Origin of the sequence: Paenibacillus etheri, assembly GCF_001012825.1 — a bacterium.
GTDB lineage: Bacteria > Bacillota > Bacilli > Paenibacillales > Paenibacillaceae > Paenibacillus_AQ > Paenibacillus_AQ etheri.
Genome location: NZ_LCZJ02000091.1, coordinates 1 through 276 on the forward strand (window position 1 = coordinate 1; position 276 = coordinate 276).

The window sequence follows — 276 nt, forward strand, 5'->3', positions numbered from 1 at the left end:
TAGCATTCCTGTAGAGCGTTAATTACGAGCTTTGCAAAAAGAAAAGCGCCTCGGTACGATGGGAGTACGCAACGGGTCATAGCCCTTAAAATCCCATCATCCAGGAGGACGCTCTACTATGAAGTTTAAAGCCCAGGACAAACAAAATCAACTCATTGAAAAAATTACCCCTCAGCATCTCGTCGTCGGAATCGACATCGCACAGCTAACTCACGTCGCTCGTGCGGTGAATTTCCGCGGGATCGTCGTTGGCAATCCACTATCTTTCTCAAATGA

Annotated in this window: 1 pseudogene; it reads left to right on the plus strand. The window is 47.1% G+C overall.

From position 1 onward, the window contains the following. Positions 1-118 precede the first annotated feature (118 nt). Positions 119-276 (plus strand): annotated as a pseudogene (locus UQ64_RS32485) (IS110 family RNA-guided transposase); the annotation flags it as partial.